The following is a 26,510-nucleotide window of genomic DNA, read 5'->3' on the forward strand; positions in this document are numbered from 1 at the left end:
AACCCCACCGACCAAACCAATTCCGCAACAGCCCGGTGGGGCCGGTGAATTGTGCACGTTCGGCGGAGACGGGGAGCGGCTACAGCTTGACCAGGTCGTAGTCGCCGAGCCGGTCGATCAGCACGTGCAGCTGATCCTGGGAGGACCCCAGGGTGTGCTCGATGGCGGTGAGCCGGGCCGCGTAGTGCCCGACCGGGTACTCCCAGGTCACGCCGATCCCACCGTGCAACTGGATGGCCTCCTGGGCGATGTGGCGCCCGGACCGGCCGATCTGCAGCTTGGCCCGGGCCGCGATAACCGGGTCGAGGTTGTCGTCGGCGATCGACATCGCGGCGTACATGCTCATGCTGCGGGCCAACTCCAGCGACACGTACATGTCGGCGGCACGCTGGGTCAGGGTCTGGAAGGTGTTGAGCGTGACGCCGAACTGCTTGCGGGTCTTGAGGTATTCGGTGGTCAGCCGCAGTGCCTCCTCCATCGCCCCGACCGCCTCGGCGCACAGCGCCGACGAGATGCGGACCAGGGTGCGCTCGATGACGGCGCTCGCGTCACCACCGGTGCCCAGCGGCTCGGCCGGAGTGTCGGCCAGGTCGATCTCGGCACCGCGCAGCCCGTCGAACATCCGGAACGGCCGACGGGTCACCGCGGCGGCGTCGACCAGGAACAGGCCGGTGCCGCCGTCGGGCAGTGCGGCGCTGACCACCAGGGTGTCGGCGCAATCCCCGGCCGGCACCGGGTTCTTCTTGCCGCTGAGCAGCCATGAATCACCCTGCTGCACGGCCGAAGTCGACACCGTGGCCGTGGTGCCGCGCATGCCCGGCTCGGTGTGTGCGAATGCCAGCAGCCGATCGCCGGCCACCACCTCGTCGAGCAGTTCCCGCTGTGCGTCGCTGCCGGCCTCGACGATCGCCGCACCCGGGCCGAGGGCGGCGTGCACCACCGGCTCCGGCGCCAGCTGACGGCCGATCTCGGTGAGCACCACCATGACCTCGATCTGGCCGCCCACCTCGGGCTCCAAGCCGAGCCCGAGAATCCCGGTGTCGGCCAACTGCTTCCACATCTCCCGATCCCAGCCGGGGTCGGTCTCGATCACCCGGTTGCGGGTTTCGGTGTCGTACCCGGCCAGCATCGCGCGGGTGGTGTCGCGCAGCAGAACCTGTTCGTCGCTCAGTTGAAAGTCCATGGCTGCCTCACAATCCCAGAATCGTCGAGGAGATGATGTTGCGCTGCACTTCGTTGCTGCCGCCGTAGATCGACGTCTTGCGGTAGTTCAGGTAGTGCGGGGCGGCGGCTTGAGCCCACCGCGGGGAGGCGAGGTCGTCGCCCGCCTCGAACGGCAGCGCGTCCGGGCCGGCGACCTCGACGAGCAGTTCGGTGGCCGCCTGCTGCAGTTGGCTGCCGCGCAGCTTGAGCACCGACGACGCCGGGTTGGGCTTGCCGTCGGCGGAACCGGCCGCCACCCGAGCCTGGGTGAGTTCCAGTGCCAGCAACTCGTTTTCGGCTTCCACCAGCCGGGCGGCGAACAGTGGATCGGTCAGCAGGCCGCTGTCGGCCGCGCGCGCCTTCACCTCGGCCAGGGCGACCTTGGTGCGGGTCACCCCGGCGATCCCGGTGCGTTCGTTGCCGAGCAGGAACTTCGCGTACGCCCAGCCGTGGTTCTCCTGTCCGACCAGTTGATCGGCGGGCACCCGCACGTCGGAGAAGAACACCTCGTTGACCTCGTAGCCGCCGTCGATCAGCTTGATCGGCCGCATCGTCACCCCGGGGGTGTCGACGCGGAACAGCAGAAACGAGATGCCGGCCTGCTTCTTCGGCGCCTGCGGATCGGTGCGCACCAGGCAGAAGATCCAGTCGGCGAACTGGCCCAGCGTCGTCCAGGTCTTCTGCCCGTTGACCACGTAGCTGTCGCCGTCGCGCACCGCGGTACAGCGCAGGCTCGCCAGGTCGGAGCCGGCGTCCGGCTCGGAGAAGCCCTGGCACCACCAGATGTCCAGGTTCGCGGTGGCCGGCAGGAACCGTTCCTTGAGTGCTTGCGAGCCGAATTCGGCGATCACCGGCCCGACCATCTTGACGTTGAAGTTCAGCGGCTCGGGGACACAGGCCAACTGCAACTCGTCCAGCCAGATCTGGTGCTGGATCGTCGTCCAGTCCTTGCCGCCCCACTCGACCGGCCAGCCCGGCACCGCCAGCCCGTGGGCGTTGAGGATCCGCTGGGCGGTGATGACGTCGTCGGGCCAGTTCAGTTCGGCGCGGCGCGCCCGGTCCCGGATCTCGGCCGGAATCTCGGTGGTGAAAAAGGTGCGCAGTTCGTCGCGGAATGCGGATTCTTCGTCGGTGAGTGCCAGTTGCACGGCGGACTCCTGGTATCGGGGTGGACACGCAAGCTGGTATGCACCCTAATCTGCCTCGCGCCGGTGTGGAGCGGGACCACCTTTTGTAAGGTGGCCTACATGAAAAGGTCGCTGGCGGCACTGTCGGCGTGCGCCGCGCTGCTCGCCGGGTGTGTCACCCAGCCGCCGCAGGCCACCGCTCCCGCCGGCACCCCGTCGCAGTCACCGGCGCCCAAACCGGTCGCGCACGTCGGGCAGACCCTGGATCTGATGCGGATCGGCGGGCAGAAGATCGCGGTGACGCTGACCGAGGTCGTTTCCCCGGCCACCGTCCCCAACGACTGGGGCGCCCCCGGTAAGACCTATGTCGCCACCAAGCTGCGGATCGAGAACACCGGCACGACGACGATCGTCGGCAACAGCAACAGCGACGTGTCGGTGATCGGCTCCAACAACGAGACCTACCAGGCGGATTTCGCCACCGCCGTCGAGTGCCAGGACTTCACCTACGGCTGGTTCCTGCTGGCTGCGGGTTCCTCGGCCTCCGGGTGCGTGGTGTTCGCGCTGCCGCCGGGGGTGTCGGCGACGAAGGTCCGGTATTCGCCGTCGTCGGGGATCTCCCGCGACGTGGGGGAGTGGCTGAACCCCTGACCGGTGGGTTCACAGTCTGCAGTTGATCCACAGACCCGGCCCCGTAAGGGCTTTCGGTGGCGGGCTGCGACGGCCCCGGTGCCTACGTTCGGCCCATGTCAACAGAACTGCCCGGGGAACGGCTGCAGCGGCGGCTCGGTCTGCTCTCCCGCGACGACGACGCCGCCGACCCGCACACCGGCCCGGACACCGCCGAAGAGGATCCGAATTCGCTGCTGCCGAAGTGGCTGCCCGACGCCGCGGACGGTGACGGCTTTCTGAGCCGGGTGCGCGCCGACCCCGGTCGGGCCGGCGGGATCGCCCTGGCCGGGATCGCGGTGATCGCCGTGCTGGTCACGGTGTTCACCGTGGTGCGGGACCGGCCGGAGCCGGTGATGTCCGCGAAATTGCCTGCGGTGGAGATGGTTTCGACCTCTAGCCCGCGCACCGACACCGACCCGCCCGGCGCCGACCAGGTGGTGGTCAGTGTGGTGGGGTTGGTGCACAAGCCGGGCCTGACCACACTGGCGCCGGGAGCCCGGATCGCCGACGCGCTGACCGCCGCCGGCGGGCCGCTGGACGGCGCCGACACCATCGGGCTGAACCTGGCCCGCCCGCTCATCGACGGGGAGCAGATCGTCGTCGGGATCGCCCCGCCGTCGGGGCGGCCACCCGCCCTGGGCAGTTCGGTGAGCGCCGGTACCCCGGAACCGGACACCCCTCGGACCAGCAGCCCACCGAGCCCGGCTAAACCCGGTGCGAAACCGGGTGCACCGGTCAACCTCAACACCGCGACCGTCGACCAGCTTGATGCGCTGCCCGGGGTCGGACCGGTGACCGCGGCGGCGATCGTGGCGTGGCGCGATAAGCACGGCCGGTTCGCCAGCGTCGACCAGCTCGGCGACGTCGACGGGATCGGACCCGGGCGGCTGGAGAAACTGCGGGCCCTGGTCCGCGTCTGATCGTGACGCAGCAACCAGCGCCCGCGGGACTGCAGCCGGCGGCCCGCCTCGACATCCGACTGGTGCCGGCGGCGCTGACCGGATGGGCGGTGGCCGCCGCCGGGATCGTCTGGCCGATCGGCGGGGTGCTGGCGCTGCTGTGCGCGCTGGCGGCTGCGGCGGCGGGACTGGTGTGCTGGTGCGGGCGACGGCTGCACCGGCCCGTGCTGCGACTGGCCGGCACCGTGGCGGCCGCGGCGGCGGTGACCGGCGCGGGATTCGGCTGGGCCGTGGCGCTGCGGACCCATGCGATCGCCGCCCACCCGATCACCGCGGCGTTCGGCGCCACGACCGAGGTGACGGTCACCCCCACCGAGAGCGCGCTGCAGTCCGGCGCCCGGCGGGTGCTGTTCCGCGCCACCGTGCAGCGGTTCGACGGCCGGGCGACCTCCGGCCGGGTGGTGGTCTTCGCCGCCGGCAGCGACTTCGACGACGTCATGGTCGGCCAGCCGCTGACCTTCCCCGCCCGCATCGCCCGGCCCACCCGACACGACCTGACCGTGGCCACCCTCACCGCGGCCGGGCACCCGGTGCGCGGCCCGGCCGGGCCGGTGGCGCGTACCGCGCATCGGGTGCGCGTGCGGTTCGCCGCCGTGGCCGGGCAGGTGCTCCCCGTCGAACAGGCCCGGCTGCTGCCGGCGCTGGTGCTCGGCGACACCGCCGCGGTCAGCGCGGCCACCGGCCGGGAGTTCAAGGCGTCCGGCCTGACGCATCTGATGGCGGTCTCCGGTGCCAACGTGACCATCGTCTGCGGCGCGGTGCTGTTCGCCGCACGGCTGATCGGGCCGCGGGCCGCCGCGGTGCTGGCGGCGGTGGCCCTGGTGGCGTTCGTGATCGTCGTGCAGCCGACGGCCAGTGTGCTGCGGGCGGCGGTGATGGGCGCGATCGCACTGCTGGGGGTGCTGTCGGCGCGGCGCCGCCAGGCGATCCCGAGCCTCGCCGGCAGTGTCCTGGTGCTGCTGGTGCTGGCGCCGCACCTGGCCGTCGACGTCGGGTTCGGGCTGTCGGTGATCGCCACCGCGGCGCTGGTGCTGATCGCACCGGTGTGGTCGGCGCGGCTGGTGGCGCGGGGCTGGCCGAAGCCGCTGGCGGCCGCGGTCTGCGTGGCGTGGGCGGCGAACCTGGTCACCGCCCCGCTGATCGCCGGGATCTCCGGGCGGGTCAGCCTGGTCAGCACGCTGGCCAACCTGGCGGTGACGGCGGTGATCGCCCCGATCACGATTCTGGGCAGCGCCGCGGCGGTGCTGTGCGGATGGTGGCCGGCGGGCGCGCAACTGCTGATCCGGTTCACCGGGCCGGAACTGTGGTGGGTCGACGCGGTCGCGCACTGGACCGGTGGGACACCGGCGGCCACCGTGCCGGTTCCGGCCGGGCTGCCCGGCGTGCTGGGGGTGAGCGGCGCCGCGGTGCTGATCGTGCTGGCGTGGCGGTTCAGGTGGGGCCGCCGGGTGCTGGCGGTGCTGGGTGCGTGCCTGCTGGCCTGGTCGCTCGCCGAGGTGTTGACCGGGTGGGCGGGTGTCGGCACTGCGTGACACGATTGCCGGGTGAGCCAACCGGTGTCGCCGCTGCACCTGATCCTCGGCGATGAGGAACTGCTGGTCGAACGCGCGGTCGCCGACGTGCTCCGGGCGGTGCGCGGCCAGGCCGCCACCCCCGACATCCCGGTGGATCGGCTGCGGGCCGGTGAGGTCGCGGCCGGTGAACTGGCCGAGCTGCTCAGCCCGTCACTGTTCGCCGACGAACGGGTGGTGGTGCTCGAAGCGGCCGCTGAGGCTGGCAAGGATGCGGTCGCGCTGATCGGTTCGACCGCCGCCGACATCCCGGAGGGCACCGTGCTGGTGGTGGTGCACTCCGGCGGCGGGCGGGCCAAGGCGCTGGCCGGACAGCTGGAGAAGCTCGGCGCGCAGGTGCACCGCTGCGCCAAGATCACCAAGGCCGCGGAGCGCACCGACTTCGTCCGCGCCGAATTCCGTCGCGCCAAGATCAAGGTCGACGACGCCACCGTCACCGCGCTGCTCGACGCCGTCGGCTCCGACATCCGGGAGTTGGCGGCGGCCTGCTCACAGCTGGTCGCCGACACCGACGGGCACGTCGACGCCGCCGCGGTGCGCCGCTATCACAGCGGCAAAGCCGAGGTGAAGGGCTACGACATCGCCGACAAGGCGGTCGCCGGTGACGTCGCCGGCGCCACCGAGGCGCTGCGTTGGGCGATGATCCGCGGTGAGCCGCACGTGGTGCTCGCCGACGCGCTGGCCGAGGCGGTGCACGCCATCGCCCTGGTCAAGCCGCAGTCCGGTGACCCCTACCGGCTGGCCGGTGAGCTGGGCATGCCGCCGTGGCGGGTGCAGCGGGTGCAGAAGCAGGCCCGGCACTGGTCGCGGGACGGCATCGCCGACGCGGTGCGGGTGGTGGCCGCGCTCAACGCCGACGTGAAGGGGATGGCCGCCGACGCCGGCTACGCGCTGGAGTCCGCGGTGCGCAAAGTCGCCGAACTCGCCGACCACTGAGGTCAACCGACACGAAAGCCCCCGTTCCTGGGAACGGGGGCCGGTGTGCGCGGTCGCGCGAGATCAGATCCGGTTGAGGGCCTGCGCCAGCGCCGACTTCTTGTTGGCGGCCTGGTTCTTGTGGATCACGCCCTTGCTGGCGGCCTTGTCCAGCTTGCGGCTGGTCGACACCAGCAGCTCGCCGGCCTTGTCCTTGTCACCGGACTCGGCGGCCTCGCGGAAGGCGCGGATCGCGGTGCGCACCGCCGACTTCACCGACTGGTTGCGCAGCCGAGCGCGCTCGTTGGTCCGGTTGCGCTTCACCTGCGACTTGATGTTGGCCACGGAGTAATTCCTTCGTAAAACTTATGAGTTGGGTTCAACCGCCAGTACAGCGGGCAACGGCTGTTCAGGCTACCAGTTGCCGCGGCAACTCCCAAAAAGGTGTAGCCGGCGACGCGGCGATACGACCGTAGCAATCGGCGCCGATCACCGTCGACCTCGACGAGGATGTGCTGGCCGCGGTGCGTGAAGTCGCCGCCGTCTGACCGCCGGTTCCCCGATCAGCGCCCACAGCCAGGGGAATCGCCGTAACCTGGTGTGAAGCAGATCACTACCGTGGAGGCTCCGATGCGGATCGCGGACGTATTGCGGAACAAAGGCGCGGCGGTGGTGACCATCCACCCGGAGGCCACCGTCGCAGAACTCATCGCCGGACTGACCGAGCACAACATCGGCGCCATGGTGGTGACCGGACCGGACGGCGTCGCCGGGGTCGCCTCCGAGCGGGACGTGGTGCGCCAGTTGCACGCGCACGGCGCCAGCGTGCTGGCCCGGCCGGTGTCGGCGATCATGACCCGGCTGGTCGCCACCTGCACCAAGGCCGACTCCGCCGACGACGTCAGTGTGCTGATGACCGAGCACCGGGTGCGCCACGTGCCGGTGCTGGAGAACGGCCGGCTGGCCGGGATCGTCAGCATCGGCGACATCGTCAAGTCCCGCATGGAGGAGTTGCAGGCCGAGCACGCCCAGCTGCGCGACTACATCGCCCAGGGCTGACCGGCTTCAACTCCACGAGTAGTCGCGGCGCAGCCGAGCGGCCACCGTGTCGAACACCGGACGCGCCAGGACGGCGCCTTCGCGGCGGATCGACTCCTCGGGCACGTCGAGGATCCGGTCCAGACGCACCCAACTGGCCCGGTGCTCCCCGTCCCAGTCGCCAGAGCCGATGCCCACCCAGTTGGTGTCGTCGGCGTGCCGGTCCTGGCTGGACAGCATCAGCCCGAGCAGGGTGGTGTGGTCGCGCCCGACGACCAGCACCGGCCGGTCCTTGCCCTGGTTCGGGTCGTCCTCGTAGGCCACCCAGGTCCAGACGACCTCGCCCGGGTCGGCCCGGCCGTTGAGGTCGGGGGCGTAGACGAGCCGACGGGCCCGGTGCGCGGTCGGGACGCTGCTGCGGGTCACCGGCCGGCCGGCCGGGATCTCCGGTGACGACGGGCCGGCGGCACCGGCCAGCACCTCCAGGCCGATCTTGATGCCCTGTTCGATGCCCTGCTGAATGCGCTGCTGCACGAACGGAACCTGTTCGAGTTGGCGGAGCAACCGGGGCGCGTCGTTGAACACCAGGTTCTCCGCGAACCGCTGCACCGATCGCCATCGGGGCTTGCGCGGGGACGCCATTTACGCAGCATAGCCAGCGATTCCGGGTGCCGCCGGTGCGTCGTCGGACACCCGGACGCAGCGTCGTCCAGCTGAGCGAGGAACCGACAGGAGGCTGACAGGAAGATAAGCATTGCCTCGAGTTAACGACGAGCGTAGTGTTCTGAATCACTCATTAACATCGAGGTTTTCGAAGCGGGGGGAGTCGGCGGGGGCCGACCCGAGGCGGAAACCCACTGCTCGGAGTGTTCTCCGGCATGAGTCAGGGGGTGCCTATTAAGTCATCGCGATTCGACACAGCACAGGTCAATCAAGATTTCGCTACTTAAGGGGCTGAAGTTATGACTGCACAACACGGGCGACGGGGAGTCGCCGCTCTCACCGGACTGACCGCCGCCGCACTCGGCGTGGTCGGGGTCGCCGACCACGTGGACGCGGACGCGCAGCAGCAGGACGTTGCGCTGATGACGTCGTGGGTTGCGCCGAACCCGGGGTACGACGACGCGCACACCGCGCTGATCCATGCGCAGGTCGGCCAGGACAACAGCCTGTTCAACCATGACGTCGCGATGCAGGAGAACATCTACTACTGGGTCGGTCAGCAGCTCAACATGGACCCCAGCAAGGTGCTGTTCTCGGGTGATGCGACCGACCCGCAGGACAGCATCTTCAACGGGGCGTTTTCCCGGTTCACTGAGGCACAGCTGGTCAGCCAGGCGATGACGCAGGTCCAGCTTGATCACATGCTGGGGCTGAACCAGACGCTGGGGGCCGGCGGGTATGAGACGCAGATCGCCGACTCGCTGTACACCAACCTGAGCGGCGCCGGGATTCCGGCCACCGGCGGGCTGCACGACGCGATCGAAGCGCTGAACATCGGTGCCACCGGGGCTGTCGATCCGACGAGCTTCAGTGCCTTCAGCGGCGCTCTGTCGGATCTGCAGGGCGCCCTGATGTCGTCCGCCTGGTCCGACCTGCTCGGGATGTTCTCGATCAGCGATGCGGCGCCGTAGTCGAGTGCTCTAACCCCCATCGGGACGAGCCGGGTGCCTAGCGCCCGGCTCCTTCTGTGGCCGAGATGGTCAGCCCGAAGGTGCGGGGCTTGGCCCCGGTTGACGGACACGGGATTTGTGGTTAGACGGCTACGGGCAGCGTGACTGAACCGGGCTGGCCCGACCGGCCGGCGTCCTGCCGTCGGGCGTTGTCGGCGGGCGCTCGACCCCGGTTGGACGCGCACCGAACGTGCCATCCGCCGACTGGGTCGCAGAGTGGGGGTGGACACATTCATGTGAACTTTCTTGCGTTCGACTTGAAGAAAAGATATTTCAATCGATCATGCATTAACTTGAATGTTCGATGTCAAATTGCTGGCAATGGTGATCGTGCTGCGAATGGCCTGTTCGGCCGGTGGGGTGCGTGCGGATCTGGCGGGGGAGTTCATTCCGCTACGTCGGATCTGAAATGTCTGAGACGTGTGGACACGGTGACGCCAGGGGTGCGGGAGGCGCTGGGCTGGTTTGTCCCTCATGTCGCCGCCTGTTGTCGCATCGCCCCGGTCGGAATTAAGGGACTCCGACACTTGGCATGAGAGCCCGCGCAGGTCAACGAACCGTTGACGGCACCTCATGGTGCTGACCGTCGGCGCGCAGAGCGTTCTTTATTGACAACTAGCTGAATACATTCTGGAAGCGCGCTGAATATGGGAAATCATCCTGAGTTTTGTGTGCGCGGAGGTGTCAACTGCCTGCTGGAGCGTGATGATCGCCACTGGCTGACGGTAAAAGTCCATGAAATAGACGGATCGCATGGACGACGCATGAGTTTTTCGCTTGCCGGAGATTTAACGAATCGTTAGTCTCGCTCAGGCTTTCGGCAACACGCTTGGGGGCACACCGGCGGCGGGGAATCGGCAGCCGGTCAACATCGTGAAAGGCATGAACATGGATATTCGTAAGATCGGTGTCGTCGGCACCTTCGCCGCCGGCGCAGCCCTGGCCTTGGCGCCCCTGGCGGCCGCGGACACCCCCGCCGCGCCTGACCTGAGCAGCCTGGTCTCGGCCGAGCAGCAGTCGATGAACTTCCTCTTCGAAGCGAACACCGCGATTGCGGGCGACTCGAAGGACGTCGTCGCGGCCTCGGCCACAAACCCGTTCGACACGATCAACGCGGCAGACATCGACACGGTCCAGGGCACCACGGTGGCTGATGGCACCACCAGTACCGTCCCGACCACCTTCGACTACCTCACCTACGGTGTCGACCCGGTCAATGCCGGCCTGGCCGGTGACCCCGGCTCCTACAACGACCTCAACGGCGCGCTGGTTCAGTTCGATGACGCGCTGAACACCGAGCTGTACGGCCTGGAGAACAACAACATGCTGGACGCCGGTGTGCTGACCGACCTGTTCGGTTCGGACAAGTCGATCGACGCCGCCCTGTACGACTCGACCGGCGCTTTCAACTCCGTTTCGGACACGGCGGACGCGTTCCTCCACAACGGCATGGGCGACCTGGCCGGCTTCTTCGACCTCGGTGCGCTGTAACACCAGCCGGAGAGCGTGACGAAACCCCCGGAGGCGTGCCTCCGGGGGTTTTGTGTTGAAGTCGTCGCTTCTGGAACCTCCTTGCCCGACCGGCGGGAGGTTCCCAGCGCTCTCGCTGTGTCGATGGTGTGGTTTGAAGGTGTTTGACAGGGACGTGGACCGTGACGATCGTCACTCGTCAACGGCAAAACCCCACGAAAAGGACTGCTTCTGCGACTACCACATAAGAGTGGCATTTGTGGCAGATTCACCGATTCGTTATGTTCATTCAGGGTTTCAGCAGGATACTGGGGGGCAATCGACAGCGGGAATCCGTCAGTCGGTCAACATCTGAGAGGCATGAACATGGACATTCGCAAGATCGGCGTCGTCGGCGCCTTCGCCGCCGGTGCAGCACTGGCCCTGGCGCCTTTGGCGGCAGCTGAGACTGAGACTCCCGCCTTCGACTGGGCCCCAGTGCTCAACAGTCAGATCCAGTCGATGAACTGGCTCTTCGCCACCGGTGCCTCCCTCGGAGGCTTCGGCAGCGACGACTTCGTGCAGGTGGGCACCGGCAAAGTTGCCGACGGCGGCGAGGCGTTCGACACCATCCTCAAGTCCACCATCCTGGGTGACGACGACAACACCAACAACCTGTTCGGGTCCTTCCTGGGTGGCGTGAATTGGGAGGATCAGTTCGGCTCGACCATCGGTTCGTTCCACGTGTTCAACGGAGCACTGGTGCAGTTCACCGACGCCAGCAATGTGCTGCTGTACGCGTTGGTGAACGACGGTGCTCAGATCGACGCTGCGGACGCGAGCAACTACCTGTTCGGGAACGCGGGCGGGACGATGGGTTGGGATGCCGCGCTGAGCGGTGACTCTGTCTGGGCTGACGCGTCCAACTTTATGGAGAACGGCATCAACGACATGATGGGCTACTGGGGCTTGGACTCGATCGACTTCTCGTAGGTCCAAGCCACGACGAACCCCCGGAGGCTCCGCCTCCGGGGGTTTCTTTTCATGTTGCTGTAAGTTTGCTGTGATCATCGGTCCGATAACGGTAAATTATTCACTTGCATGGTTGTGCGGCTGGTTTTTCCAACCGTGACCAGCGTGATCGCTGCTCATGTCCATCGCATCAGACTGCGTCAAATGTCCACGGAAAAATTATGTGAACGTAGCCTTGTGCCGTGTGTCAGCCGAGCGTAGTGTTCTGAATCACAGTTTCATGTGGGCTTCCGAGCCGCAGCGGCCGAGCTATTCGGCCCACGGTCAACCTGTCGGGGGGCGGGTGGGTCCGACGGCACCACGCAGTGGGCGCGGTGCCGCCGGATTCCCCGATCGACACCGCTGAACCGTCGCGACGCCGGAGGGTCCGCCCGGTGGGCAGGGGGTTCGTCACATCGCACAGTTCATCGCCGTACGGCGCATCACCAGCGATCACCACAACCCTGACTAAGGACCTCGATCATGGACGGTTTGCAGAACACCACACAGCGACGCCGCCGGTTGGCCGGTATGGGCGTCATCACCGGAGCCGCGGCAGCCGCGGGCGCATTCGCCGTGCTGTCGGCAGGGGCCGCGTACGCTGGGCCGGACACGACGATCCCGTTCGACCCGTTTACCGGGTCGAACGCCATCGTCCCCGGTGGGGCGCAGACCCCGGTGGCGGTGAGTGGGATGGACGGCTTCCCGCCGCCGGCGCAGAACTTCATGTACGACCAGGGCGGCAGCTACCTGCTGCCCGTGTATGAAATGGGCAAGAACGGGGCGCTGACATACGAGGGTGGTACCGAGTCGGTTTCGGCGGTCCCTACCCCCACCAATACTGATGACCACCTGCTATGGGACCAGACCAACGGCGGTGGCTCCTCCACGAACCTGCAGGTCTTCGACCCGAACACCGATACCACCTGGGACACCTGGAATTCCGGCAGCGGGATCGTCAACCAGTTCTTCAACAGCCCGGAGTTGATGTCCAGCGGAAGCCCGGGGCCGGAAGCGGTCATCGACAATTTCCTCTTCGAGAACTCCAGCGGCGACGTCCTGGGCGGGTTCAGCTGGAACAGCGCGCTCGGCGAGTTGGACTTCCTGGGCGCGAATAGTGTCGTCGAGGGGACGATCCCGTTCGATCTGTCCCTCTGAGACAGCGGGGGTGCGCCGGGGGCGCCGAGTTCGGCGCAGCGTGATTGGGCTGATCAGGTGTGGTCTGGATACCCTGGTATGCACCGCGCACCGGCGCACCACCCGTCGTCCCAGGAGATTCCCATCAGCAGTTTCGCCGACCAGACCTTCACCGCGCCGGCGCAGATTCGGAACTTCTGCATCATCGCCCATATCGACCACGGCAAATCGACCCTGGCCGACCGGATGCTGCAGCTCACCGGCGTCGTCGACGACCGTTCGATGCGCGCCCAGTATCTCGACCGGATGGACATCGAACGCGAGCGCGGCATCACGATCAAGGCACAGAACGTCCGGCTGCCCTGGAAGGTCGGTGACGAGGAGTTCGTCCTGCACCTGATCGACACCCCCGGCCACGTCGACTTCACCTACGAGGTGTCCCGCGCGCTAGAGGCCTGCGAGGGCGCGATCCTGCTGGTCGACGCCGCGCAGGGCATCGAAGCGCAGACGCTGGCCAACCTGTACCTGGCGTTGGACCGGGATCTGACGATCATCCCGGTGCTCAACAAGATCGACCTGCCGGCGGCCGATCCGGAGCGCTACGCCGCCGAACTCGCCCACATCATCGGCTGCGAGGCCTCCGATGTGCTGCGGGTCTCCGGCAAGACCGGGGAAGGCGTGGCCGAACTGCTCGACGAGGTGATCCGGCAGGTGCCGCCCCCTGTCGGTGACCCCGACGCCCCCACCCGGGCGATGATCTTCGACTCGGTCTACGACATCTACCGCGGCGTGGTCACCTACGTCCGCGTCGTCGACGGCAAGATCACCCCCCGCGAGAAGATCGCGATGATGTCCACCGGCGCCACGCACGAACTGCTCGAGGTCGGCATCGTCTCCCCGGAGCCCAAGGCCAGCAAGGGACTCGGCGTCGGCGAGGTCGGCTACCTGATCACCGGGGTGAAGGACGTCCGCCAATCCAAGGTCGGCGACACCGTCACCACCGCCCGCAAGGGCGCCACCGAAGCGCTGACCGGTTACCGCGAACCCAAGCCGATGGTCTACTCCGGGCTGTACCCCGTCGACGGCTCGGACTACCCGAACCTGCGTGAGGCGCTGGACAAGCTGCAACTCAACGACGCCGCCCTGACCTACGAGCCGGAGACGTCGGTGGCGCTGGGCTTCGGGTTCCGCTGCGGCTTCCTGGGGCTGCTGCACATGGAGATCACCCGGGAGCGCCTGGAGCGCGAGTTCAACCTGGACCTGATCTCCACCGCGCCCAACGTGGTGTACCGGGTGATCAAGGAGGGTAAGGGCGGCGTCGAGGACGAGATCGTCGTCACCAACCCGTCGGACTGGCCAGAAGGCAAGGTCCGCACCGTTTTTGAGCCCGTCGTCAAGACCACCGTGATCTCGCCGAGCGAATTCGTCGGCACCATCATGGAGCTCTGCCAGTCCCGTCGCGGTGAGCTCGGCGGCATGGACTACCTCTCCGAGGAGCGCGTCGAACTGCGATACACGATGCCGATGGGCGAGATCATCTTCGACTTCTTCGACTCGCTGAAATCCCGGACCCGCGGCTACGCCAGCCTCGACTACGAGGAGGCCGGTGAGCAGGAGGCCGACCTGGTCAAGGTCGACATCCTGCTGCAGGGCGAGGCCGTCGACGCGTTCAGCGCGATCGTGCACAAAGACAGCGCCTCGGCGTATGGCAACAAGATGACCACCAAACTCAAGGAGTTGATCCCGCGCCAGCAGTTCGAGGTGCCGGTGCAGGCCGCAATCGGCTCGAAAATCATTGCGCGGGAGAATATTCGGGCGATCCGCAAGGATGTGCTGTCCAAGTGCTACGGCGGTGACATCACCCGTAAGCGCAAACTGCTGGAGAAGCAGAAGGAGGGCAAGAAGCGGATGAAGACCATCGGGCGGGTCGAGGTTCCGCAGGAGGCGTTCGTCGCGGCGCTGTCCACAGATGCGGTCGGGGATAAGGCCAAGAAGTGAGCCGGCGCGGCGCCCGTATCGGTGCCCTGCTGGTGCTGTCGCTGCTGCCGGTGGCCGCGCTGACCGGGTGCACCCGCGTCGTCACCGGCAAGGTCCGGCCGGCCCCCGGCCTGGCCCCGACACCGGTCACCGGCACCGCGGTCCGCCAGGTGCTGCTCGACGACGCCGAGCTGACCAGCCTGCTGCACAGGCCGTTCCTCAGCGACCCGAACCTGGCGCCGCGCTTCGGCGGCGTCGACAAGCTGCCCAACGGCTGGGCGTCGGCGGGACCGAAATCCTGCATCGGCACCGCGGTGGGCGGCCAGCGGGTCGTCTACGACGGCAGTGACGTGCAGGACGTCGCCCATGAGTTCTGGAACGTCGCCCGCTCCGACCCCTCGTCGATGACCGGTGTCGCCGAGGGTGTGATGGCGTTGCCCACCGCCGCCGACGCAGAGGCGCTCTTCACGAAGTTCGCCGACCAGTGGAGCCACTGCGACGGGGTGACGGTGATCCGCCACGACGGCTACAACAGCGACGCCAGCGGTGAGATCACCGCAGCCTCCGACGACGGTTCGGTGCTCACCGCGACCGTGCAGACCACCGTCGACGGCGACCCGGGCCTGATGGTCACCCGGGCTCTGAGCGTGCAGGTGAACTGCGTGGTCGACGTCGACGTCTACTGGCTCACCGGCGTTTTCGAGCCGGGCGCTCCGGCCGGGGACACCACCGCGGTCGACATCGCCCGGGCCATGAACGAGAAGGTCCGCGGTATCACCGGCTGAGCAATGCGTGACACGTCACTACGGCAGGTCGGTGAAGATCGCCGCCGGAGCGCCGTACTCGCGGCTCCAGCCGTCCCAGGCGACATCGGTCGGACCGACCCTGCTCGCCGTCAGATCCCAGGCATCGCCGTTCTGATGCAGGAGCGCGGCGTACATCTTCGACTTCCCGCCGTTCGCGGCCGCCACCGCGAACGGCGTTCCGCTGTAGTCGATCAACTGCCCGTCGGGCTGAAGGATCTGCGCCCAGAGGAACGCCCAGCCCTGGGAAACCCTGAGGGCCTTGACGTTCGGCTTCGCCGGCTTGCCGAGCTGACCGGTCAGGTCGGCGCCGGCGGCCCGCAGGATGGCCGTGCCCTCCGGGGACGACGGGTCGGGCGAGCTGACCGGGTCGGCAGAGGCGAAGGAGGAAGTCAGCACACTGGCGCACAGGGCCAGCGGAGCGATGAACCAAGGTCGCATGTCATACCCTCCAGCCGGGATCGGATTTTCAACGCTGATGCGCCGGACGAACGTCGGCGTCCGTCACCCCCGCTACATCGGCGCGTTCGCCGGCTGGAACACCCCGGTGGAGTCCGCCTCCTCCTCGGCGCGGATCACGTGCACCACGGCGTTGATCAGTGCCAGGTGGGTGAACGCCTGCGGGAAGTTGCCCAGGTGGCGTCCGGTGCGCGGCTCGATCTCCTCGGCGTAGAGGTGCAGCGGGCTGGCGAACGACAGCAGCCGCTCGCACAGGTGCTTGGCCTGGCTGACCTCACCGATCTCCACCAGCGCCGACACCAGCCAGAACGAGCAGATCGTGAACGCGCCCTCCGCACCGGTCAGCCCGTCGTCGGTCTCGTCGGTGCGATAGCGCAGCACCAGGCCGTCCTCGGTGAGTTCCTCGGCGATCGCCAGCACCGTCGCGCGCACCCGCGGGTCGTCCGGCGGCAGGAACCGGGTGAGCACCGCCAGCAGCAGCGAGGCGTCCAGCGCGGTGCTGTCGTAGCTCTGGGTCAGCACCCCGCGGGTGTCCACCCCGTTGGCCAGCACGTCGGCCTTGATCTCCTCGGCGATCACCCGCCACTGCCGTGCGTAGGAGATCTCGCCCTGCAACTCGGCGAGCTTGGAACCGCGGTCCAGCGCCACCCAGCACATGATCTTCGACGAGGTGAAGTGCTGCGGCTCGCCGCGCACCTCCCAGATGCCGCGGTCGGGTTCGCGCCAGTGCTCGATCGCCTCGTCGACCTGCTTCTTCAGCACCGGCCACAGCGTCTCGGGGATCTGCTCACGTGACTTGGCGTGCAGATACACCGAGTCGAGCATGGTGCCCCAGATGTCGTGCTGCTGCTGGTGGTAGGCGCCGTTGCCGATCCGCACCGGACGGGCGTTGTCGTAGCCGGAGAGGTGGTCGAGCTCCTCCTCCTTGAGCTCGCGCTCCCCGCCGACGGCGTACATCACCTGCAGCGGCAGCTGCTCGTCGTTGTTGGCGCCGGACACGTCGGCGATGAACGAGAAGAAGTCGTCGGCCTCCCGGTCCAGGCCCAGCGTGTACAGGCCCCACAGTGCGAACGTCGAGTCCCGCACCCAGGCGTAGCGGTAGTCCCAGTTGCGTTCGCCCTGCGGTGTCTCCGGCAGCGAGGTGGTGGACGCGGCCAGCAGCGCACCGGTCGGCGAGTAGGTCAGCCCCTTCAGCGTCAGCGCGCTGCGCTGCAGGTACACCCGCCACGGGTGGTCGGGGAAATTCCCGACGTTGATCCACTGCCGCCAGCACTCGGCGGTGTTCCACATCTTGGAGGAGGCTTCCTCGAAGGTCTGCGGCGGCGGCGTCTTCGACCAGCTCAGCGCCACATAGACGTTGTCGCCCTCACTGAGCCGGGTGCGGGCCCGCGCCTCCCGGCCCTCCAGACCGAGCCGCATGTTCGTCGTCAACCGCAGCGTCGGGAAGGCATCCGGGTTCTGCCGGGCGCGGGCGACGGCCTCGCTGTACCCGGTCGACGAGTACTCCCAACTGGCGCTGTTGCGGTGGTAGTCGAACGCCGGCTCGCAGTTCATGGTCAGTTCGACGGTGCCGCTGACGCACTTGACCGTGCGCAGCAGGATGTGTTCGGCATCCCAGTCGGTGGGAGTGCGGCGATGGGTGTGCGAGCGGGTGTCGACGTCGTGCCATTTGCCCATCACCAGGGCGTCGCGCACGATCACCCAGCCGGTGTGGGTCTGCCAGGTGGTCTCCATGATCTGGCCGCCCGGCAGGTAGCGCCGCGCCGCCGGCACCGACACCCCGTAGGGCCCGAGCCGGAAGTGGCCGGCGCTGCGGTCCAGGATCGACCCGAACACGCTGGGGGAGTCTGGTCGGGGCAGGCACATCCACTCCACCGACCCGGCCGCCGAGATCAGGCAGGTGTTCTCGCAGTCCGACAGGAACGCATAGTCGGCGATCGGCGGGAACGGGTTGCTGAACTGTCCGGCCGCCGCGGCATAGGGCACCGGCGCGGTGACGGTCAGTGCCGGCGCGGCCGGCTTCTGCAGGCTTGTCTCCAGCGCGTCTTCCACGTCTTTTGAGGCTTCCTGTTCGGTCTTCTCGGACGCCCGGTCCGGTTGGGTGTGCAGGACCATCCCGACATCATCGCCGGTCCCGCGACTCGCAGTCCAATTGACCCGCCGCTTCTTGGCTTCCGGTTGCCCTCCGCATGCGTTCCTGTGCGGCGACCCGCTTCGCCCGGCTTCGCCGAGCTTGCGATCACCGCTAAGGTAAGCCGGGTGGATGGCTTCCTGAGCTGGTGGGACGGCGTGGAGCTGTGGCTTTCCGGGCTCGGCTTCGTAGTGCAGACCGCGGTGGTGATGCCGGTGGTGCTGGCCGTGGCCTTCGTGCTCGCCATGGTGTTCGACGCCGTGCTGGGCCAGGGCATCCGCGCGCTGCACCGGGTGCGCCACGACGACGGGGCCCGGTAGATGCCCCGCTCGCAGGTCACGCTGATCCTGGTCGCCCTGCTGGCCCTGGTGATCGTCAGCTGGCTGCTGACGCGCTGAGCGGTCCAGCTTCGGCTCTCCTTCGTCGAGCCTCGCTAACCGCTGGATCACATGAGCGGTCCAGCTTCGGCTCTCCTTCGTCGAACCTCGCTAACCGCTGGATCACATGAGCGGTCCAGCTTCGGCTCTCCTTCGTCGAACCTCGCTAACCGCTCTGTTAGGCTTCCCCGCATGTTCGCAGCCCACGGTGATTCGCCGCGCCAGTTCGTGGCGTGCCCCGTGCTGTGCTGTTGTCGCTGACGACTCGCCCCGTCGGCGCTCTGGAGTCGCTGTATCCGATCTAGCGGATACCGAACCATTGAGTGATCGCTCCTGTGTACCGACGGATACCCCCGCCATCTCGGTTCCCACGGAAAGGTCATCCATGCCGAAACGTCTCGCCCGCGACGCCCTGTCGCTGGCCCTGATCCCGGCCCTGGCCCTGCTCGCCGGGTGCGGCGGCGGCCCCAGCGACGTGGTCGGCGGTGACGGCAAGTCCGGCGCACACACCACGCTGACGCTGGTGGCCTACGCGGTGCCGGAACCCGGCTGGAGCAAAGTGATCCCGGCGTTCTACGACACCGAGGCCGGCGAGGATGTCGAGATCGTCACCTCCTACGGTGCCTCCGGCGACCAGTCACGCGGTGTGGCCAACGGCAAACCCGCCGACCTGGTGAACTTCTCGGTGGAGCCCGACATCACCCGGCTGGTGAAAGCCGGCAAGGTCCCCGAGGACTGGAACACCGATGTGACGCACGGCATCCCGTTCGGTTCGGTGGTCAGCCTGGTGGTGCGCCAGGGCAACCCCAAGCACATCAAGGACTGGGACGACCTGCTGACGCCGGGCGTCGAGGTGATCAGCCCGAGTCCGCTGAGCTCGGGTTCGGCGAAATGGAATCTGTTGGCGCCGTACGCCGCCAAGAGCGACGGCGGCAAGAACCCGCAGGCCGGACTGGATTTCGTCGAGAAGCTCGTCACCGACCACGTCAAGCTGCGCCCCGGGTCGGGCCGGGAGGCCACCGACGTCTTCCTGCAGGGCAGCGGCGATGTGCTGATCAGCTATGAGAACGAGGCGATCGCGATCGAGCGGAAGGGCAAGCCGACCGAGCACGTCAACCCGCCGCAGACCTTCAAGATCGAGAATCCGCTGGCGGTGCTGACCAGCGGCAACCATCTCGACACCGCGACCGCCTTCAAGAACTTCCAGTACACCCCGGTCGCCCAGCGGCTGTGGGCGCAGGCCGGCTTCCGCCCGGTCGACCCCGGGGTGGCGGCGGAGTTCCGCAGCGCGTTCCCGGAACCGCAGAAGCTCTGGCAGGTAGCCGATCTCGGCGGTTGGGAGACCGTCGACCCGCAGCTGTTCGACAAGAACAGCGGCAGCATCACCAAGATCTACACCGAGGCCACCGGATGACCGCCGTCGTTGTCACCGAAGCGACCCGGCCCAGCGAAGGCGGGCCGGTGGGGGAGCCGAAGTTCCGCAGCGACGGCATCGGCCTGCGGGTGGGCGCCGCGGTGGTGTGGCTGTCGCTGATCGTGCTGGCGCCGCTGGCCGCGATCGCCTGGCAGGCGACCGGTGGCGGCTGGCAGGCGTTCCGGTTGGCGGTCACCTCCCACGCCGCGCTGGAGTCCTTCCGGGTGACGCTGACGATCTCGGCGGGCGTCACCGTGGTCAACCTGGTGTTCGGGCTGCTGATCGCCTGGGTGCTGGTGCGCGATGACTTCCCGGGCAAACGGTTCGTCGACGTGATCATCGACCTGCCGTTCGCGCTGCCGACCATCGTCGCCAGCCTGGTGATGCTGGCGCTGTACGGGCCGGCCAGCCCGGTGCACCTGCACCTGCAGCACACCGCCTGGGGTGTGGGCCTGGCGCTGGCGTTCGTCACGCTGCCGTTCGTGGTGCGGGCCGTGCAACCGGTGCTGCTGGAGATCGACCGCGACGTCGAGGAGGCCGCGGCCTCGCTCGGCGCCTCCGGGGTGACGATCCTCCGGACCGTGGTGCTGCCGTCGCTGCTGCCTGCGCTGCTCACCGGGGCGGGCCTGGCGTTCTCCCGGGCGATCGGCGAGTTCGGTTCGGTGGTGCTGATCGGTGGGGCGGTGCCGGGTAAGACCGAGGTGTCCTCGCAGTGGATCCGCACCCTGATCGAGAACGACGACCGGACCGGTGCCGCGGCGATCTCGATTGTGCTGCTGGGTATTTCGTTCCTGGTGCTGCTGGCGCTGCGGGCGGTGGGAGCCCGGGTGACCCGACGACAGGAGCGTTCGGCATGACCCCGACGCGCACAGTCCGCTGCCTGACCCGGTTCCTGGCCCTGGGTTACATCACGCTGCTGCTGGTGGTTCCGGTGTCGCTGATCCTGTGGCGCAGCTTCGCACCGGGCCTCGGGCAGTTCTTCGCCTACATCAGCACCCCGGCGGCGATCTCCGCGCTGCAACTGTCGCTGCTGGTGGTGGCGATCGTGGTGCCGCTCAACGTGATCTTCGGTATTCCGATCGCACTGGTGCTGGCGCGCAACCGATTCCGTGGCAAGGGTGTGCTGCAGGCGATCATCGACCTGCCGTTCGCGGTCTCACCGGTGATCGTCGGTGTCGCACTGGTGGTGCTGTGGGGCTCGGCCGGGCTGCTCGGCTTCGTCGAGAACGACTGGGGCATCAAGGTCATCTTCGGGCTGCCCGGGATCGTGCTGGCCAGCATCTTCGTCACGCTGCCGTTCGTGATCCGCGAGGTGGAACCGGTGCTGCACGAACTGGGCACCGACATGGAGGAGGCCGCGGCGACACTGGGATCGACCTGGTGGCAGACGTTCTGGCGAATCACGCTGCCGTCGATCCGGTGGGGCCTGACCTACGGCGTGGTGCTGACGGTGGCGCGCACCCTGGGCGAATACGGGGCCGTGCTGATCGTGTCGTCGAACCTGCCGGGGAAATCGCAGACGCTGACGCTGCTGGTCTCCGACCGGTACAACCGCGGCGCCGAATACGGCGCCTATGCCCTGGCCACACTGCTGATGGCGGTGTCGGTGCTGGTGCTCATCGTTCAGGTGGTGCTCGATATGCGACGGGCGAACAAGGGAGCTTCCTCATGACCAACTCGGGTGCGAACGCGATCACGGTGCGCGGCGCCAACAAACGCTACGGCGACTTCGTCGCGCTGGACAACGTCGACTTCGCGGTGCCGTCGGGTTCGCTGACCGCGCTGCTCGGCCCCAGCGGATCGGGCAAGTCGACGCTGCTGCGTGCCATCGCCGGCCTCGACCACCCGGACAGCGGGACCGTGATCATCAACGGCCACGACGTGACCGGGGTGCCGCCCCAGCGGCGCGGGATCGGCTTCGTCTTCCAGCACTACGCGGCGTTCAAGCACATGACGGTCCGCGACAACGTCGCCTACGGGCTGAAGATCCGCAAGCGGCCCAAGTCCGAGGTGAAGGAGAAGGTCGACAATCTGCTGGAAGTGGTGGGCCTGGCGGGTTTTCAGACCCGCTACCCCAACCAGCTCTCCGGCGGGCAGCGCCAGCGCATGGCGCTGGCGCGCGCGCTGGCGGTGGACCCGCAGGTGCTGCTGCTCGACGAGCCGTTCGGGGCGCTGGACGCCAAGGTGCGCGAAGACCTGCGCGCGTGGCTGCGCCGGCTGCACGACGAGGTGCACGTCACCACCGTGCTGGTCACCCATGACCAGGCCGAGGCACTGGACGTCGCCGACCGGATCGCGGTGCTCAACGCCGGCCGCATCGAGCAGCTGGGCACCCCGACCGAGGTGTACGACGAGCCGGCGAACGCGTTCGTGATGTCGTTTCTGGGGGCGGTGTCCTCGCTGAACGGGGTGCTGGTGCGCCCGCACGACATCCGGGTGGGGCGCAACCCCGACCTGGCGGTCAGCGGTATCGACGGCAGCGCCGAAACCCCGGCGGTGCTGCGGGCCGTCGTCGACCGAGTGGTGGCGCTGGGCTTCGAGGTTCGCGTCGAACTGACCAACGCGGCCACCGGCGGGACGTTCACCGCGCAGATCACCCGCGGCGACGCCGAAGCGCTGCGGCTGGTCGAGGGCGACACGGTCTACGTGCGGGCCACCCGGGTCCCGCCGCTGGCCAGTGATTCGGCACCGGCCGCGTCGGATGCGGTGGGGGAGTCCGCGCTGGCGTAGCCCGATCGGTCGCGCCGATGTCGGTTAATCGGGGCCATCGCCATAAAACCGGACCCAGTTATCGAAAGAGTTTCTCGCCCTGGGATCTCCGGTTCTCAGAGTCAGTCCCAGCAGGCGAAAAGGTGTGGTTAGTTCGACGTCGCTGTCGAGTTGGATTTGGTAGCCGACTGTCGCGGAATCCTCGGGTTTGACCCGGTGCGGGCGGTGAACCCAGCGGGAGGGGGCGCCGCGGCGCAACATTTCGCCGAGATACCAGGAGGCCCCGTCGACGAAGTCGGCGTTGGCCGGGTTGTTGAAATCCTCGAGGGTCGGTGTGGTGTGGCGCATCAGGTCGGTGAGGGTGTCGATGGACTCGGGGCTGAAGTCCCAGGTGCCCGGGTAGCGGGTGGCCCAGGAGGGGAAGTCGTGCTCGCGGTCGGCCAGCCAGGCTTCCAGGGCGGGTGATGGCGGCGGGGTGTCGAAGATGTCGATGCCCGGGACCCCACGCGGTGGGCGGCTGGGTGCCTTGCCCTGCCATGCGGCATGGATTCGTGTGCACGGGCCGTCGGACGCGGACCGTTCGGCGACGGTGGCCAGCAGCAGATGCAGGGGGGAGACCGGCTTAAGTCCCAGGTTGGAGCCGGGGAGGACGACCGGGATTCCGGGATGTGCGCCCGGGGGGTGGTTCTCCCACGTCCACGATGTGTTGGTGATCCGCTCGGTCAACGCCGCATCGCCCAGCGTGGGTTGGGCGCGCTGGGCGAAGCCGGGTTGATCATCCCAGTGCCAGGCGCCGGTGCTGAGTTGTATGAGCGTCAGTCCGATGTAGGCGATCAGTGCTTGTGCCAGTTGCCGATCGGAGTCATCGAGTAGGTCTTCGGGAGCGTTGAACAGGCGCAATGTCAGTGTCTCGACCGCGCGCAGTGAGGCCGGCGAGTAGTCCAACGTCAACCCGGAACCATGTGCGGAGTCGATCAACCCGCCCACCGCGGGGATAGCCCCGTCCTCCCAATACCCGGTCAGCCGTTGCCGATCCACCACCGCTCCCGCCCTCGACGACAGAGGGACACCCTATCCGTAGCTGGAGTCCACTTGGCCTGGTGGAACGACTAAGCCTGAGGTGCATGCATACGAATTCCGCCCGAACTGTCAATGTGCTGTCAATATTGCTGTGACATTGCTGGTAGGGTGTCCGGATAGGTGTGCCGGGAAGTCTGGTCGGCGTGAGTTGCCCCATGGACCAGAAGTTACCGCTATCGGCAGTTGTCGGATGTCGGCACAGCCAGCAGAGGAGTTGCACAGCAATGGATTTCGGGCTGCTGCCCCCTGAAGTGAATTCCGGCCGGATGTACGCCGGCCCCGGTTCGACGCCGCTGATCACCGCCGCGTCGGCCTGGGACGGGCTGGCGGCCGAACTCGGCTCGTCCGCCGCGGCGTACCAGTCGGTGCTCGCCGAACTGGAAGCAGAATGGACCGGCCCGTCGTCCGGCGTGATGGCGGCCTCCGCCAGCCGCTACGTGACCTGGCTGCAGGGCACCGCGGGGCTGGCCGAGCAGACCGCCGGGCGGGCTCGCAGCGCGGCCGCGGCTTACGAGTCGGCGTTCGCGGCGATGATCCCACCACCGGCGATCGAGGCCAACCGCAGTGTGCTGGCGGCGCTGGTCGCGGGGAACGTGCTGGGGCAGAACACCCCGGCCATCGCGGCCACCGAGGCCGCCTACGCGGCGATGTGGGCGCAGGACGCCCTGGCGATGTACGGCTACGCGGCCGCCTCGGTCGGCACCACCGCACTGACCCCGTTCGCACCGCCGCCGCAGACCACCAACCCGGCCGGGGGCGCCGATCAAGCCGGAGCCGTGGGTCAGGCCGGCGCCAACCAGGCGCAGAAGCTCACGACGGCGCTGTCCTCGGCCATGCAGGGCCTGGCCGGGCCGGGCACGGCGGGGTCGGCGGCGGTCGAACCGATGACCGGGGCGCTGTCGGCGGCCGCTGCGGACCCGGCCCTGTCCATCGCCTACGCCGGCCTGATGGCAACCCTGTTCGGGGTGTTCGTCATCGACACCGCCGGCTCGTTCGGGATCGACTCGGCGGGTTCGTTCGGCATCGACTTCATCGGTCTCGACGTGCCCGCCCTGCTCGCCGGCGGCCCGCAACTGGCCGCTGCGCTGCCGGCTGCCGGGCTGGGGTCGGCGCCGGTGGCGGCCGCCGTCGGGCAGGCCGCCCCGCTGGGCGGGCTGTCGGTGCCGCCGGCCTGGACTGCCAAGGCGCCGCCGCCGGTCCAGTTCGCCAGCACCACAACCGCGCTGGCCGGCGCGGGGGACGGGGCGGGCGACTTCACCGGCGACGGGCCCGGCATCTCGTTCGGTGAACTGGCGACCGTTGGTGCGGCGGCCGGCATGCTGTCGACCGCGGTCCGGGGCCGGGCCGGCAAGGGCGGGTCGCCGCGCCGCCGGGTCCCCGGGCAGGTGCGGGGGGCGGTCACCGGCATCGCGCCCGAACTGCGGGAGCTCGCCGAACTGCACCGCACCGGAATCCTGACCGAAGCCGAATTCGCCGAACAGAAACGACTCCTGCTCGGCCATTGACCCCGCTGCCGCTGGCACCGTGGTCGATGGTCGGGACTATCAAAGGAGTTGAACAGCAGTGGATTTCGGTATGAATCCGCCAGAGGTCAACTCGGCGCGGATGTACTCCGGCCCGGGCGCGGGCCCGATGCTCGCCGCTGCGACCGCCTGGGCCGGGCTGGCCGTCGATCTGGAGCTGTCGGCGAACGGCTGGCAGTCGGTACTCGGTGACCTCGCGGTCGACTGGGTGGGCCCGTCGGCGCTGGCGATGTCGGCTGCGGCCGCGCCCTACGTCGCCTGGATGCACGGCGCCGCCGCGGTGGCCGAGCAGACCGCCGTGCAGGCCCACGCCGCGGTCACCGCGTTCGAAACCGCCTTCGCCATGACCGTCCCGCCGCCGGTGGTGGCCGCCAACCGCAGCCTGCTGCTGGCGCTGATCGCGACCAACTTCTTCGGCCAGAACACCCCGGCTATCGCCGCGACCGAGACGGCGTACGCGGCGATGTGGGCGCAGGACGCCACCGCCATGTACGGCTACGCCGGAGCCGCGGCCGGCGCCACCGCACTGCCGCCGTTCACCCCGCCGGGGCAGACCGCCGATGCGGCCGGGTCGATCGAGGAACTCGCCGAGGTCGGCCGCAGCATCGGCACCTCGGGTGCGACCACCGCCCAGCAGATGCTGGCGAAGCTGACCGCGCAGGCCGGCAGCGGCTCGGCAGCCGGCCCGAGCGCGGAGCTGCCCACCAGTGCGCTCATCGAACTGGGTTTGATTCCGTTGCATCTGGGCCTGAGTCTGTTCGGCGCCGTGGTGATCGACGGGCTCGGTGTGGTCGCCATCGACCTGCCCGGTGCGGTCGGGGCGACGCTGCTCAAGGAGATCGCCGCTGCCGGCGCCAGCATCCCGTCGGTGCTGGCCACGGTCACCACACCGAGTGCGACGCCGATCGCGGTGACCGTGGGTCAGGCGGTCCCGCTGTCCGGACTGTCGGTGCCCGGTTCGTGGACGACCGCGACCGGTGTCGAGCGTCCGGTCACCAATTCGAGCGCCGATCGGGACGACACCGGGGAGCACGCCGACATGGTCGTCCCGGCACTGGCGGGGATGGCCGGGCTCCGTGCGCTGTCCGGGCTGGGGGAGACCCGGCGCGATGCGGCGCCGGCCGCTGGGAGGCGGCTCAAAACGCCTCGGGTTGAACGTGATTCGGAGATCGACATCGCCACTGAACTGCGTGAGCTGATGGACCTGCACGGTTCGGGTGTCTTGACCGACACCGAATTCGCCAAGGAGCGCGAGCGGATCTTCGCCGAGTGAGCGCCCCGG

The 26,510-nt window shown here is 68.3% G+C and carries 25 protein-coding genes; 18 read left to right on the plus strand and 7 right to left on the minus strand.

Going from position 1 to position 26,510, the window contains the following annotated elements; genetic code table 11:
• Positions 1–79 precede the first annotated feature (79 nt).
• Entirely contained in the window at positions 80–1,183 is a 1,104-nt protein-coding gene (locus KIH27_RS12995; RefSeq protein ID WP_214093375.1) for an acyl-CoA dehydrogenase family protein, read from the minus strand.
• A gap of 7 nt (positions 1,184–1,190) precedes the next feature.
• Complete coding sequence (locus KIH27_RS13000; RefSeq protein WP_214093376.1) at positions 1,191–2,351, minus strand: acyl-CoA dehydrogenase family protein; 1,161 nt, start codon at positions 2,349–2,351, stop codon at positions 1,191–1,193.
• 99 nt (positions 2,352–2,450) lie between these two features.
• Here KIH27_RS13000 and KIH27_RS13005 point away from each other — a divergent pair, with 99 nt between their 5' ends.
• The 4 genes from KIH27_RS13005 (at position 2,451) to holA (ending at position 6,468) form a co-directional block, all read left to right on the plus strand.
• A complete protein-coding gene (locus KIH27_RS13005) occupies positions 2,451–2,981 on the plus strand; it encodes a DUF4352 domain-containing protein (protein WP_214093377.1) in 531 nt (176 codons plus the stop codon).
• A 95-nt stretch (positions 2,982–3,076) separates the two neighbouring features.
• On the plus strand, positions 3,077–3,922 hold the full coding sequence (locus KIH27_RS13010; RefSeq protein ID WP_214093378.1) for a ComEA family DNA-binding protein: 846 nt from the start codon (positions 3,077–3,079) through the stop codon (positions 3,920–3,922).
• 53 nt (positions 3,923–3,975) lie between these two features.
• Complete coding sequence (locus KIH27_RS13015; RefSeq protein WP_214093442.1) at positions 3,976–5,493, plus strand: ComEC/Rec2 family competence protein; 1,518 nt, start codon at positions 3,976–3,978, stop codon at positions 5,491–5,493.
• 12 nt (positions 5,494–5,505) lie between these two features.
• Positions 5,506–6,468 (plus strand): DNA polymerase III subunit delta, encoded by a 963-nt coding sequence (holA, locus tag KIH27_RS13020; RefSeq protein ID WP_307856870.1) that lies wholly within the window; start codon positions 5,506–5,508, stop codon positions 6,466–6,468.
• A 63-nt stretch (positions 6,469–6,531) separates the two neighbouring features.
• Here holA and rpsT read toward each other — a convergent pair whose 3' ends face one another.
• Positions 6,532–6,792 carry a 30S ribosomal protein S20 gene (gene rpsT, locus KIH27_RS13025; RefSeq protein ID WP_214093379.1) on the minus strand — a complete coding sequence of 87 codons (261 nt, stop codon included), beginning with the start codon at positions 6,790–6,792 and terminating at the stop codon, positions 6,532–6,534.
• Positions 6,793–7,077: 285 nt separating this feature from the next.
• Here rpsT and KIH27_RS13030 point away from each other — a divergent pair, with 285 nt between their 5' ends.
• Positions 7,078–7,506: a CBS domain-containing protein gene (locus KIH27_RS13030; protein WP_214093380.1), complete on the plus strand. Its 429-nt coding sequence runs from the start codon at positions 7,078–7,080 to the stop codon at positions 7,504–7,506.
• 6 nt (positions 7,507–7,512) lie between these two features.
• On the opposite strand, the gene KIH27_RS13035 is transcribed toward KIH27_RS13030, so the two are convergent.
• Positions 7,513–8,127, minus strand: a complete 615-nt coding sequence (locus tag KIH27_RS13035) for a type II toxin-antitoxin system PemK/MazF family toxin (RefSeq protein ID WP_214093381.1) — start codon at positions 8,125–8,127, stop codon at positions 7,513–7,515.
• A 320-nt stretch (positions 8,128–8,447) separates the two neighbouring features.
• On the opposite strand from KIH27_RS13035, the gene KIH27_RS13040 reads away from it, so the two are divergent.
• The 6 genes from KIH27_RS13040 to KIH27_RS13065 all read left to right on the plus strand — a co-directional run bounded on the left by KIH27_RS13040 (position 8,448) and on the right by KIH27_RS13065 (position 15,517).
• Positions 8,448–9,119: a hypothetical protein gene (locus KIH27_RS13040; RefSeq protein ID WP_214093382.1), complete on the plus strand. Its 672-nt coding sequence runs from the start codon at positions 8,448–8,450 to the stop codon at positions 9,117–9,119.
• A 927-nt stretch (positions 9,120–10,046) separates the two neighbouring features.
• Complete coding sequence (locus tag KIH27_RS13045) at positions 10,047–10,649, plus strand: hypothetical protein (RefSeq protein WP_214093383.1); 603 nt, start codon at positions 10,047–10,049, stop codon at positions 10,647–10,649.
• Between the two features lie 345 nt (positions 10,650–10,994).
• Positions 10,995–11,600 carry a hypothetical protein gene (locus KIH27_RS13050; RefSeq protein ID WP_214093384.1) on the plus strand — a complete coding sequence of 202 codons (606 nt, stop codon included), beginning with the start codon at positions 10,995–10,997 and terminating at the stop codon, positions 11,598–11,600.
• Between the two features lie 501 nt (positions 11,601–12,101).
• Positions 12,102–12,776 (plus strand): hypothetical protein, encoded by a 675-nt coding sequence (locus tag KIH27_RS13055; RefSeq protein WP_214093385.1) that lies wholly within the window; start codon positions 12,102–12,104, stop codon positions 12,774–12,776.
• A gap of 78 nt (positions 12,777–12,854) precedes the next feature.
• Entirely contained in the window at positions 12,855–14,753 is a 1,899-nt protein-coding gene (gene lepA, locus KIH27_RS13060; protein ID WP_250150078.1) for a translation elongation factor 4, read from the plus strand.
• Positions 14,750–15,517 carry a sensor domain-containing protein gene (locus tag KIH27_RS13065; protein ID WP_307856871.1) on the plus strand — a complete coding sequence of 256 codons (768 nt, stop codon included), beginning with the start codon at positions 14,750–14,752 and terminating at the stop codon, positions 15,515–15,517. The genes lepA and KIH27_RS13065 overlap by 4 nt, the downstream gene beginning before the upstream one ends.
• Positions 15,518–15,535: 18 nt before the next feature.
• Here KIH27_RS13065 and KIH27_RS13070 read toward each other — a convergent pair whose 3' ends face one another.
• Together KIH27_RS13070 and KIH27_RS13075 are read right to left on the minus strand one after the other, a co-directional pair.
• Positions 15,536–15,976, minus strand: a complete 441-nt coding sequence (locus KIH27_RS13070) for a hypothetical protein (protein ID WP_214093386.1) — start codon at positions 15,974–15,976, stop codon at positions 15,536–15,538.
• A 72-nt stretch (positions 15,977–16,048) separates the two neighbouring features.
• Positions 16,049–17,998 carry a glycoside hydrolase family 15 protein gene (locus tag KIH27_RS13075; protein ID WP_372451374.1) on the minus strand — a complete coding sequence of 650 codons (1,950 nt, stop codon included), beginning with the start codon at positions 17,996–17,998 and terminating at the stop codon, positions 16,049–16,051.
• Positions 17,999–18,253: 255 nt separating this feature from the next.
• Here KIH27_RS13075 and KIH27_RS13080 point away from each other — a divergent pair, with 255 nt between their 5' ends.
• From KIH27_RS13080 to KIH27_RS13100, 5 genes are all read left to right on the plus strand, one after another.
• Entirely contained in the window at positions 18,254–18,445 is a 192-nt protein-coding gene (locus tag KIH27_RS13080) for a hypothetical protein (protein WP_214093388.1), read from the plus strand.
• A 442-nt stretch (positions 18,446–18,887) separates the two neighbouring features.
• On the plus strand, positions 18,888–19,916 hold the full coding sequence (locus tag KIH27_RS13085; protein WP_214093389.1) for an extracellular solute-binding protein: 1,029 nt from the start codon (positions 18,888–18,890) through the stop codon (positions 19,914–19,916).
• A complete protein-coding gene (cysT, locus tag KIH27_RS13090; RefSeq protein ID WP_214093390.1) occupies positions 19,913–20,773 on the plus strand; it encodes a sulfate ABC transporter permease subunit CysT in 861 nt (286 codons plus the stop codon). The genes KIH27_RS13085 and cysT overlap by 4 nt, the downstream gene beginning before the upstream one ends.
• Positions 20,770–21,588, plus strand: coding sequence for a sulfate ABC transporter permease subunit CysW (gene cysW, locus KIH27_RS13095; protein WP_214093391.1), 819 nt, complete (start codon positions 20,770–20,772; stop codon positions 21,586–21,588). Before cysT ends, cysW begins: the two co-directional genes overlap by 4 nt.
• On the plus strand, positions 21,585–22,646 hold the full coding sequence (locus tag KIH27_RS13100) for a sulfate/molybdate ABC transporter ATP-binding protein (protein ID WP_214093392.1): 1,062 nt from the start codon (positions 21,585–21,587) through the stop codon (positions 22,644–22,646). The genes cysW and KIH27_RS13100 overlap by 4 nt, the downstream gene beginning before the upstream one ends.
• Before the next feature lie 24 nt (positions 22,647–22,670).
• Here the strand turns inward: KIH27_RS13100 and KIH27_RS13105 are convergent, their stop codons facing one another.
• Positions 22,671–23,576 carry a hypothetical protein gene (locus KIH27_RS13105; RefSeq protein WP_214093393.1) on the minus strand — a complete coding sequence of 302 codons (906 nt, stop codon included), beginning with the start codon at positions 23,574–23,576 and terminating at the stop codon, positions 22,671–22,673.
• A gap of 353 nt (positions 23,577–23,929) precedes the next feature.
• On the opposite strand from KIH27_RS13105, the gene KIH27_RS13110 reads away from it, so the two are divergent.
• Both KIH27_RS13110 and KIH27_RS13115 read left to right on the plus strand, forming a co-directional pair.
• Positions 23,930–25,210, plus strand: a complete 1,281-nt coding sequence (locus tag KIH27_RS13110; protein WP_214093394.1) for a PPE family protein, SVP subgroup — start codon at positions 23,930–23,932, stop codon at positions 25,208–25,210.
• A 58-nt stretch (positions 25,211–25,268) separates the two neighbouring features.
• Entirely contained in the window at positions 25,269–26,501 is a 1,233-nt protein-coding gene (locus tag KIH27_RS13115) for a PPE family protein (RefSeq protein WP_214093395.1), read from the plus strand.
• The last annotated feature ends 9 nt before the right edge of the window (positions 26,502–26,510 follow it).

It is taken from the genome of Mycolicibacter acidiphilus, assembly GCF_018455725.1.
Taxonomy (GTDB): Bacteria; Actinomycetota; Actinomycetes; order Mycobacteriales; family Mycobacteriaceae; genus Mycobacterium; species Mycobacterium acidiphilum.

Excerpts from the sequence above, each read along its gene's own strand:
- KIH27_RS13045 (WP_214093383.1), top strand. The coding sequence starts at position 10,047 with ATGGATATTCGTAAGATCGGTGTCGTCGGCACCTTCGCCGCCGGCGCA.
- KIH27_RS13055 (WP_214093385.1), top strand. The coding sequence starts at position 12,102 with ATGGACGGTTTGCAGAACACCACACAGCGACGCCGCCGGTTGGCCGGT.
- KIH27_RS13040 (WP_214093382.1), top strand. The coding sequence starts at position 8,448 with ATGACTGCACAACACGGGCGACGGGGAGTCGCCGCTCTCACCGGACTG.
- KIH27_RS12995 (WP_214093375.1), bottom strand. The coding sequence starts at position 1,183 with ATGGACTTTCAACTGAGCGACGAACAGGTTCTGCTGCGCGACACCACC.
- KIH27_RS13070 (WP_214093386.1), bottom strand. The coding sequence starts at position 15,976 with ATGCGACCTTGGTTCATCGCTCCGCTGGCCCTGTGCGCCAGTGTGCTG.
- KIH27_RS13085 (WP_214093389.1), top strand. The coding sequence starts at position 18,888 with ATGCCGAAACGTCTCGCCCGCGACGCCCTGTCGCTGGCCCTGATCCCG.
- KIH27_RS13110 (WP_214093394.1), top strand. The coding sequence starts at position 23,930 with ATGGATTTCGGGCTGCTGCCCCCTGAAGTGAATTCCGGCCGGATGTAC.
- lepA (WP_250150078.1), top strand. The coding sequence starts at position 12,855 with ATGCACCGCGCACCGGCGCACCACCCGTCGTCCCAGGAGATTCCCATC.
- cysT (WP_214093390.1), top strand. The coding sequence starts at position 19,913 with ATGACCGCCGTCGTTGTCACCGAAGCGACCCGGCCCAGCGAAGGCGGG.
- KIH27_RS13035 (WP_214093381.1), bottom strand. The coding sequence starts at position 8,127 with ATGGCGTCCCCGCGCAAGCCCCGATGGCGATCGGTGCAGCGGTTCGCG.
- KIH27_RS13030 (WP_214093380.1), top strand. The coding sequence starts at position 7,078 with ATGCGGATCGCGGACGTATTGCGGAACAAAGGCGCGGCGGTGGTGACC.
- cysW (WP_214093391.1), top strand. The coding sequence starts at position 20,770 with ATGACCCCGACGCGCACAGTCCGCTGCCTGACCCGGTTCCTGGCCCTG.
- KIH27_RS13050 (WP_214093384.1), top strand. The coding sequence starts at position 10,995 with ATGGACATTCGCAAGATCGGCGTCGTCGGCGCCTTCGCCGCCGGTGCA.
- KIH27_RS13100 (WP_214093392.1), top strand. The coding sequence starts at position 21,585 with ATGACCAACTCGGGTGCGAACGCGATCACGGTGCGCGGCGCCAACAAA.
- KIH27_RS13010 (WP_214093378.1), top strand. The coding sequence starts at position 3,077 with ATGTCAACAGAACTGCCCGGGGAACGGCTGCAGCGGCGGCTCGGTCTG.
- KIH27_RS13005 (WP_214093377.1), top strand. The coding sequence starts at position 2,451 with ATGAAAAGGTCGCTGGCGGCACTGTCGGCGTGCGCCGCGCTGCTCGCC.